Origin of the sequence: Sporichthya sp. (assembly GCF_013815995.1) — a bacterium.
Classification (GTDB): domain Bacteria; phylum Actinomycetota; class Actinomycetes; order Sporichthyales; family Sporichthyaceae; genus Sporichthya.
Genome location: NZ_JACDFE010000177.1, coordinates 1 through 9,486 on the forward strand (window position 1 = coordinate 1; position 9,486 = coordinate 9,486).

7 protein-coding genes are annotated in these 9,486 nt (G+C 71.0%); 5 read left to right on the plus strand and 2 right to left on the minus strand.

Features of this window, described 5'->3' with window-relative positions; all coding sequences use genetic code 11:
- A partial coding sequence (locus H0X00_RS17625; protein ID WP_293773433.1) for an LCP family protein occupies positions 1-1,560 on the plus strand: 1,560 nt, incomplete at its 5' end.
- Positions 1,561-1,792: 232 nt separating this feature from the next.
- Positions 1,793-2,515, plus strand: coding sequence for a hypothetical protein (locus H0X00_RS17630; RefSeq protein WP_293773436.1), 723 nt, complete (start codon positions 1,793-1,795; stop codon positions 2,513-2,515).
- A gap of 114 nt (positions 2,516-2,629) precedes the next feature.
- On the opposite strand, the gene H0X00_RS17635 is transcribed toward H0X00_RS17630, so the two are convergent.
- The gene (locus tag H0X00_RS17635; RefSeq protein ID WP_293773438.1) at positions 2,630-3,841 is read right to left on the minus strand and encodes a pyridoxal phosphate-dependent aminotransferase; all 1,212 of its coding nucleotides are present in this window, start codon (positions 3,839-3,841) and stop codon (positions 2,630-2,632) included.
- A 337-nt stretch (positions 3,842-4,178) separates the two neighbouring features.
- Here H0X00_RS17635 and H0X00_RS17640 point away from each other — a divergent pair, with 337 nt between their 5' ends.
- The 3 genes from H0X00_RS17640 to H0X00_RS17650 all read left to right on the plus strand — a co-directional run bounded on the left by H0X00_RS17640 (position 4,179) and on the right by H0X00_RS17650 (position 7,265).
- A complete protein-coding gene (locus H0X00_RS17640; protein WP_293773441.1) occupies positions 4,179-4,655 on the plus strand; it encodes a flavodoxin domain-containing protein in 477 nt (158 codons plus the stop codon).
- Positions 4,656-4,831: 176 nt separating this feature from the next.
- Positions 4,832-6,475 (plus strand): hypothetical protein, encoded by a 1,644-nt coding sequence (locus H0X00_RS17645; RefSeq protein ID WP_293773443.1) that lies wholly within the window; start codon positions 4,832-4,834, stop codon positions 6,473-6,475.
- Positions 6,476-6,494: 19 nt separating this feature from the next.
- Positions 6,495-7,265: a peroxide stress protein YaaA gene (locus tag H0X00_RS17650; RefSeq protein WP_293773446.1), complete on the plus strand. Its 771-nt coding sequence runs from the start codon at positions 6,495-6,497 to the stop codon at positions 7,263-7,265.
- 12 nt (positions 7,266-7,277) lie between these two features.
- Here H0X00_RS17650 and H0X00_RS17655 read toward each other — a convergent pair whose 3' ends face one another.
- Entirely contained in the window at positions 7,278-9,359 is a 2,082-nt protein-coding gene (locus tag H0X00_RS17655; protein ID WP_293773448.1) for a hypothetical protein, read from the minus strand.
- Positions 9,360-9,486: the final 127 nt, after the last annotated feature.

Genomic DNA, 9,486 nt, shown 5'->3' on the forward strand with positions numbered 1-9,486 from the left:
GTCCTGGATGACGTCGTCGATCTGCCGCCCCGGGCCGCGCGTCGCCGCAAGACGGCCCAGAGCCTCGGCCGGGCCCTGCGCTGGACGGTGGCGGGTGCCCTGATCCCCGGCCTGGCCCACCTGGCCGCCGGCAAGCGCCGGGTCGGGATGGTGATGTCCGGGTCGTTCGCGGCCCTGCTCCTCGCCGTCGTCGTCCTGCTGACCGCGGTCCCGCACACCCGGCTGATCGAGCTGTCCGTCAAACCCGACGAACTCGAGCTGGTGATGGTGCTGTGCATCGCGCTCGGTCTGCTGTGGATGCTGGTGGTGTTCAGCTCCTGGTCGGTGCACAAGCCGGACCAGTTGCGCACCGGCCAACGCGTGGTCGCGACCGGCGTGGTCGCCGCCCTCAGCCTGACCGTCGCCGCGCCGTTCGCGGTCGGTGCGCGCACGGCCTACATCCAGATGGACCTGATCAACAGCATCTTCGGCGACCCGGAGCCTCCGCTGAATGTGGCGATGCCCCCGATGCCGGTGCAGCCGGCTGCCCAGCCGGCGGGTCTCGGCCCGGCCACCGGGTACTTCGCGAACAAGGCGCGGGTCAACGTGCTGCTGCTCGGCGGCGACGGGGACGAGAATCGCAAGGGGATCCGCACCGACACGATGATCCTGGCCAGCATCGACACCAGGACCGGCCGGACCGTGCTGATCTCGTTGCCGCGGAACCTGACCAAGGTGCAGTTCCCGACCGGCACCGAGATGGCCAAGCGCTTCCCGAGCGGCTTCAACGACCTGATGAACGCCGTCTACGACTACGCCGAGAACGACACGACGGTGATGCCCGGGGCCAAGCACCCGGGCGCCGACCTGATCAAGGCGACCTTCGCCTGGACGATCGCGCAGCCGGTCGACTACTTCGTGCTGGTCAACCTCGACGGCTTCCAGGACATCGTCGACGCCTTCGGCGGGGTCACGATCGACGTCGACCGCCGGCTGCCGATCGGCGGCGCGCACGACGCCTTCGGCAACGTCACCGAGCTGCCGCACGCCTACCTGGAGCCAGGTAAGCGGAGGCTGAATGGCTACGAAGCGCTGTGGTACGGACGCTCTCGGTTCGACTCCGACGACTACGCGCGGATGGACCGCCAGCGCTGTCTGCTCGGCGCGATCGCCAAGCAGGCCAGTCCGATCAAGGTGCTGACCAACTTCTCCCAGCTGGCGGGCGCCGCGAAGCGGATCATCCTCACGGACATCCCGAAGGCGGCCCTGCCGGACCTGCTGCTGCTGGCGAACAAGGCCAAGAAGGCCAAGGTCACCAGCGTGACCTTCGTCCGCTCGGCCGAGTTCAACCCGTCCAGCCCGAAGTTCGCCTACATCCAGGAGCAGGTCGCCCTGGCCCTGGCCGAGGCGACCAAGCCGGCCGCAACCCCGGCCGCGACCGCCACCCCGGCCGTTTCCCCGACCCCCGCGCCGGGCACCAAGGCGGGGACCAAGACGGGGACCAAGACGGGCACGAAGGCGACGGCGGCCAAGCCATCGGCATCGTCCGCGGCCTCGCTGGACTCGGTCTGCGGCTACTGAGTCGCGCTGACCCGCAGGGGCGCAATAGGCCTGCAGTACAGGGAAAAACCCACGATCCGGCACCCGAGAGTCAAGGCCCGTGAAAGCCCGGGCTGTCCGGCTTGACGGCTATGTCCGGTGGGCCGACTCTGCTACCAACCACCGCGTTCACCCGACACCAGTAACACCGGTGCGCATTGGCTCGTCCGTAACCCGGGCCGGCTCGCGCATTCGGTGAGGAGGCGTTCTGTCCATGACCCGCCACGCAGGTACCGACCCGTTCGACGCCGGCGCTCCCGCGGATTGGGATCCGCTGGTCGACCCGTGGCCCGCCTCCTCGCGGTCCTGGGAGCCGACGCCGCTCGAGCGCACAGCGCGTGACGAGGTGGATCCGCTCGGTCTCTACAACTCCAACTCCGCCTGGACCTTCGTCGCCGACCCGGCCGACCTGGTCACCTCGGCCACCGAGGTCGCCGAGCTGGAGGTCGCGGTCGCCCCGCCGCCGCCCGCCCCCGAGATCGTGGTGGCCCCGCGCGACCCGCGCCGGCAGGCCCAGGCCGCGATCGAGACCCAGCCGGTCGAGATGATCGACCTCGGCGAGCACCCCTCCGGCCCGCTGCCCCGTGCGGGGGTCTGGCCGCCGATCGGCGCCGTGCCGGAGTCCCCGGCCGCGCTCGACGACCTGCCGGTGGCGCCGCGCTTCGACGTCACGCTGATGGGCCCGCTCGGGGAGCCGGAGTTCGGCTTCACCGGTGGCCAGTGGTACTCCCTCACCGGCGAGACGGCCCGCGAGGTGACCGTCGGCGTGGCGATCCTGGCCCACCCGGACAAGGCCGGCCCCATCGTGCAGCTGGCCTGCTGGTATCTGCGGGAGAAGCCGAGCACCGGCCGCGCCCTGGACCTGGCCACCGAGCTGGCGATGGCCGTCTCGGACCTGGCCCGCCGGGAGCTGTTCCGCGAGCGTCGCTCGGCCTGACCGCAACCTCGCCGAGCACGAGAAAGGGCCCGCCCCCCGGTTTGGGGGAGCGGGCCCCTCCTTGTTCAGCCTCAATCTGCGGATGACATCCGTTGAGGGATGTCATCCGGGGCGCTACTGCTTGTAGGTCTCCAGGAAGCGGGCGATCCGGGTGATCGCTTCCTTGAGGTCGTCCACGTGGGGGAGCGTGACGATGCGCAGGTGGTCCGGGCGGGGCCAGTTGAACCCGCGGCCCTGCACCAGCAGGATCCGCTCGCTACGCAGCAGGTCCAGGCACAGCCGCTCGTCGTCGACGATCGGGTGCACCTTGGGGTCCAGGCGCGGGAAGCAGTACAGGGCGCCCTTGGGCTTGGTGCACGAGACGCCCGGGATCTGGTTGAGCATCTCGTAGCAGACGTCGCGCTGTTCCATCAGACGTCCGCCCGGAAGCACCAGGTCATCGACGCCGTGGGCCGCGGACAGCGCGGTCTGGATGGCCCATTGCGACGGCACGTTCGCGCACAGTCGCAGGTTGGCCAGGACCTGCAGGCCCTCGAGGTAGCTGCGGGCATGCTGGCGCGGTCCGGTCACGACGGCCCAGCCGGAGCGGAAGCCCGCCATCCGGTAGACCTTCGACAGCCCGCCGTAGGTGATCGTCAGGACGTCGTCGGCCAGCAGCGAGACCGGCACGTGCACGGCGTCGTCGTAGAGGATCCGGTCGTAGATCTCGTCGGCGAAGACGATCAGGTTGTGCCGGCGGGCGATCGCGATCAGGTCCTCGAGCAGGTCGCGCGAGTAGACGGCCCCGGTCGGGTTGTTCGGGTTGATGATGACCAGCGCCTTGGTCTTGGCGGTGATCTTGGCCTCGACGTCGGCGAGGTCGGGCATCCAGTCGGCGCCCTCGTCGCAGAGGTAGTGCACCGGGCGGCCGCCGCACAGGGACGTGATGGCCGTCCACAGCGGGTAGTCCGGCGCCGGGATCAGCACCTCGTCGCCGGTGTTGAGCAACGCCTGCAGCGACATTGCGATCAGCTCGGAGACGCCGTTGCCCAGATAGATCTGGTCGACGTCGATGTCCTGCACGCCCTGGTTCGTGTAGTACTGCGCGACAGCGGTCCGGGCCGAGAACAGGCCCTTGGAGTCGCTGTAGCCGGCGGCGCTCGGCAGGTTGCGGACGATCGCCTGCAGGATGTCGTCGGGGGCCTCGAAGCCGAACGGTGCCGGGTTACCGATGTTCAGCTTGAGGATGCGGTGCCCCGTCTGCTCCAGGCGCATGGCCTCTTCGAGCACCGGTCCGCGCACGTCGTAGGCGACGTTCGCGAGCTTGGTCGACTGAAGGATCTCCACAGCCGGAGTGTAGGACGGCGGTTACTGCGCATCCGACAATTTCGGCCGTGCGGGCCGCCGTAGGCCAACCTGCGGGCCACCGGTAGGCCAATCCGTTCCGGGCCAGGAGGCGAACCCGTGGACAGAAAAGTCTCAAGCCGGGCGAATCCGGTGCCGAAGTTTCTAGCGATCCTGCAGTGAGTCTTGTTGTGGGATCTGGGGATTCGTGGCGAATTTTGTCGCGATCTTCCCCGAGGATCACTCTCGAAATCTCGTGTCCGCACCGATAGATTCGCTGCTTCCCGACCGCCGGACCTACCATCGGCGGCGGGGGAGCTGAACCCATCCGGAGGGTCACATGTCGGCACGGGTGCTTGTCGCCTACGCCGCGAGCACGGGCTTCACAGCCCGGCACGCCGCTGACGTCGCGTCCGAGATCGCCGAGGTCGGTGGTCTCGAAGTCGACGTCAAGCCGATCGCGTACGTCACCTCCATCGAGCCCTACGTCGCGGTCTACCTCGGCTGGTCCAGCCACTCCCGGGCCGGGCAGCGCGATATGACCCGCTTCCTGGACCGCAACTCCGCCCTCCTGGCGGACCGCCGGATCTGGGTCGTGCAGCGTCAGCCCGGAGCCGGCCCCGCGTCCGAGTCCACCCGCGGCGTGGTCCGACTGTCCCGGCTGCTGGTCCGCAACGGCGTCGCCGCCGAGACCTTCGCCGGCACCGGCTCGCACCGTCGCCCCGGGGTGGTGCCGTCCGCCCCGACCGGCCCCGCGGTGCCCTCGCCGTCGCCCGCCGGCGACGACGCCCCCGTCGCGCGCCCCATCCCCGCCTGACCGGGTTTCCGGGCACTGGCGGCACCACTCGCTCATGCATGAGCCAGTGGTCGATTTCGCGGCCGATTCCGGCTCGGAATCGACCACCCAGTCATGGAAGAGGGGGCCGCCGCCCGATCCGATCCAGAGTGGCCTGCGCATGAATCAGAGGGCCGCTGCGGCCTAGGCTCGCCGCGATGACGCGGACGGCCGGGCGCGAGAGGTCGATCCTGGCCGCCCTGTTCTGGGTTCCGCTGGCTCTGGCCGCCGTCTGGATCGTGGCGTGGCCGCCCCACTCGGTCGACGGGCCGGCCCACCTCCTGGGCGCGCGGGCCATCGCCGACCACTCCGACGCGACTTATGGCGCGTACTACGAGATCGACTGGTTCCCGACGCCGAACCTGGCGGGCACCCGGCTGCTCGCGCTGGCGGTCTCGCTCGGCGGGCTGCGGTTCGCCGGGACGATGATGATGCTGCTCGCCGCCCTCGGCACTCCGCTGGCGCTGCGGTACGCGCTACGGGCGGTGCGGCCGGAGTCGGCCTGGCTGGCGATCACCGGGCTGCCCCTGGCGTTCGGCTACCTCTACTTCTACGGGTTCTGGAACTACTGCCTGGCGATCGCGCTCGCCCTGGTCTGCGTCGGGCTGGCGCTGCGGGTGGCGCCGTCGTGGTCGCCGCGCCCGACGGCCGCTCTGGCTGTGCTGCTGACCCTGACCTGGCTCACGCACCTCGTGCCGTTCGTGGCCGCGGTGCTGTTCCTGTGCGCCGTGGTCGTGACCGGCCCGCGGACGCGGCGTTCCTGGCTGGCGCCGGCTGCGACAGTGCTGCCTGGCGCGGCGCTCTCGCTGGCCTACCTGCTGCGCACCGACTCCGGTGACGGCCCGACCTGGACCAACCCGATCGGGCGGGCCCTCGGGCTGGTCTCGCTGCACACGACCATCACGACGTACTCCCGCTGGGAGGACGTGATCGCGGTGGTCATCGCCGCGGTGCTGGTCGCGGTAGCGCTCAGAGCCCATCGCGCCGTGCCCGCCACGGACACGGGGTCGGCGGGCCGGGCGGCGGGCCTCGCGGCTGCTGCCGCCGCAGTGCTCGTGCTGATCACCCCGACCAACTTCGGCATCGACTTCGGTCTGATCGATGAGCGCCTCGCGGTGTTCCCCGTGCTGTTCGGTCTGCTCTGGCTGGCGGCCCGGCCACCGGAGCCACGGGTCGCGATCGCCGCGGCCACGGCGCTAGCGGTGGCGACCGGCGCGCTCGCCGTGGTCCGGGTCTCGGACCTGCAGGACTACGACGACCTCGCCGAGGAGTACCTCTCGGCCGGGAAGTACATCGACGAGGGCTCGGTGCTGGTCGCGCTGCGCTTCGCGACCCTCGGCCCCGATGCCGGCCGCAACAGCTCCTGGGACCCGACGAGGCACCTGTCCAGTGAGCTGGCCGCCGAGCGGTACTCGATTGACGTTGGGCACTACGAGGCCGTCCTCGACTATTTCCCGGCGCGGTTCCGGGAGCCGAACCTGCGCCGCGCGATCGATGCGACGCTGACCGGACTGGGTCAGGTTCCGCCCGAGGCACGCCTACCGGTGCGGTGCGAGCCGGGCACTGAATTCTCCGTCGGGCCCACGGCCCGTCGGCTCGCTGGACTCGACTTCATGGTGCCGTCCGAGGAGTACATCGCGGCGCACCCGATCCGCTACGTGCTCGTCATCGCCCCGCCCGACGCCGCGGGCATGTGGGAAGGGGAACTCGCCGAGACTCGCGCGACGCTCTCCTGTGCGTACGACCGAATCGGCGCCACGAGCCCCCGCGGACTCGTCGAGGTCTGGCGGGTGCGTGGCTAAAGGGAGGTAGCCTCCCCGGATGCTCATCCTGCTTCCGCCCTCCGAAGGCAAGACCGAAGCGCGGCGGGGGAAGCCGCTCGACCTTTCGACGCTGGCCTTCGCGGACGGCCTCACCGAGACCCGCCGCACCGTGCTGGCGGCGCTGGCCGAACTGTGCGCCGGCGACCCGCAGAAGGCCCGCGAGGTGCTGGATCTGACGCCGGGTCAGGCGGTGGACCTGGTCCGCAACCTGCGGCTCGACACCGCGCCCACCCTGACCGCCGCCCAGCTCTACACCGGCGTGCTGTTCGACCACCTCGGCCTGCCCACCATGTCCGCTGACGGCCGCCGCCGCGCCAACCGCATGGTGCTGATCTCCAGCGGCCTGTGGGGTGTGGTCCGCCCCAACGACCGGATCCCGCCCTACCGCCTCTCCGGCGGCGCGACCCTGCCGGCACTCGGCACCATCGCCGGCGTCTGGCGCTCGCCCCTCGCCGAAGTGATGCCGGCGTGGGTCGGCCGCAAGGTCGTCCTCGACCTGCGCTCCGGTACCTACGCCGCCGCGTGGCGCCCGGCCCCGCCGGTGTCGGTCAAGACCGTCACCGTGCAGGTCACCCAGAACGGCAAGGTGGTCAGCCACCACAACAAGGCGACCAAGGGTCTGCTCGCCCGCGCGCTGCTGGAAGCCGGCGCCGACCCGAAGACCCCCGCCGCGCTCGCCGAAGCCTGCGCCGCCGCCGGCTTCCCCGGCCTGCTCACCGCTCCCCCCAAAGTCGGCGGGACCTGGCAACTGAGCATCGACCAGGTCTAGGAAACGCAGCGGCTAGAACAGCGGGCCGATCCCGCCGTCGTCATCGTCGTCGCCGGGGAACAGGCCGCCGCCGTCGTCGCGGGTGTCCGGGAGCCGGAACTCCACCGCGCGCCAGGTGTTGAAGCGCACGTGCTGCATGCCCAGCAGCGCGAAGTTCCCCGCGGGCAGGGCGACCAGGCAGAACCGGTCGCCGTGCGCGAGACCGTCGGAGGGCGGCCAGCCGTCGTAGTCGTCGAGGGCCTGCTCGGGCCAGCCCTGGTCGGTCGCGGTCGGCCCGTAGCAGGTCACCGCACCGAAAGGTGTCTGCTGGTTGGTCGCGATCATCGCCTGGATGATCTCCAGCGACGCGATCTTCTGAGCGGTCTTGCCGCTCTTACCGGCCTTGACCGCGACCAGCAGATTCCCGACCGGGCCGGTGACGTTGTAGCTGGTCAGCGTGCCCGCCCGCAGGCCCGAGTTCGGGTCGAAGGTGAAGCTTGCTTCGGCGTCGACGACGGTGTCGGTCGTCTCGGACGCATCGGTGGTGCGCCAGCGCATGATCGCTCGCCCGCCGGAGACCTGCACGTTGTAGATCTGGTTGATCGGCCGGGCGGTGATGTCGGAGAGGTTGATCGAGCCGAGCAGGCGGGCGCCGCTGTCGTAGGCCACGACCACGTCGGCGCCGGGCCCCTGGAAGTTCGAGCATTTCAGCACCGCGACGGTGTCCGCGACTCCGTCGCCGGTCAGGTCGCCGAAGGTGGTGAGGTCCTTGAACCGGTCCGGGAACAGCGTCGAGGCCAGTGCGACCTCGCCGTCGCCGGGGGCGATGCCGGGCAGCCGGCCGCCGACCAGGTTGCCGGCCGGGTGACCGCACACCGAGGGCACCGCGAGCGACTCCAGCTCACGCAGGTCCAGCGGCTGGCGGTTGCGGATCTCGTTGGTGAGGATGTCGCGGATCCGGTCGGCGAATTGGGACACCCGCACCAGGGAAGGCGCGTAGCAGGGCCGGATCGTCGAGGGGAAGGACAGCGCCGCACCCGCAACGCCGAGCTCGGTCAGACGGATGCCGCCGCTCTGCGACGCCGAGCCGAACCCGTCGAGCTGGAACCGGCACGCGGCACGCAACTGCGACTGCGCCTGGATCGTGGTCGACGCCGTCGAGGAGACCAGGTCGCCGAGGGGGATGTCGTTGGCGCGGAACGGCCTGAGCGCGAACCAGCCCAGGTTCGTCGCGTTCACCACGACGTCGCCGGCGAAGGCGTGGACCTGGACGCTGTCCGGGTACGGGCGCAGCGCGAGGTGCTGCGGGGACTGGCCGCGGAACGCGTCGCCGCCCGGGCGGCCGAACGCGCCCGCCTCGGCCGGTAGGAACCCACACGGTGCCTGCTCGGTGAACACGGCCGGCTTGAGGGCGCGGCAGGCGCTGACCAGCAGGCGCAGCACGGTGCGCGGCTCCGAAGCGGTGGACGCGACGCCGGTGTTGAGCAGTTCGGCGAGCTGGGACCCGGTCTGCGGCGAGCCGTAGCCCATCACCGTGGTGACCTCGGACCCGCGGTCGCGGCCCTCGACCTGTCCGCCGACGGCGTACCGGGCGGCGAGCCCGCCGACGCCGTGGGTGACCAGGATGGCCTTCTGCCCGAGTGCACTGGTGACGCAGTCGATGGCGTCGCCCAGGGCCGGGCCGATGCCCGGGTCGTCGACCCAGCTGCCGGCACTCGCGCGGTAGTCGAAGGTGTAGACCGCTGCACCCGGGATCTGCTGCAGCTGCCCGATCAGGGACGCACGCGGAGCGACCGGGGCCGGTCCGCCGGCGCCCATGTTGATGGGGGCGGAGAAGTCGCCGGTGCGCGAGTCGTCGTGCTTCGCGCGGCCGTGGTAGTCCGGGATCATGATGATCGGGACGTAGACCCCGCGCCGGTCCGCGCTCTGCACGATCGGCTTGCCGAGGTCGGTCAGATCCTTCTTCAGCACCGGGGCCAGCTCGATCTGCCCGCACGGGACCTTCCGCGGCGGGGCCGCAGACGCGGTGGTCGGCGCGGCCAGGGTGACCAGCGGGAAGGCCAGGGTGGCAGCGACGGCGATGCCGAGCGCCCGTCGGATCTGAGTACTCGTCACTGTGCGCCTCCGGTGGTGCCCGCAGGCTGCTGAACGCCGGGCTGCGCCGGTTGCCGCGCGCCAGGTTGCGCACCCGGAGCCGCGCCCGGCGTCGTGCCCGCGGCCGGAGCGCCCGGCGGAACGACGC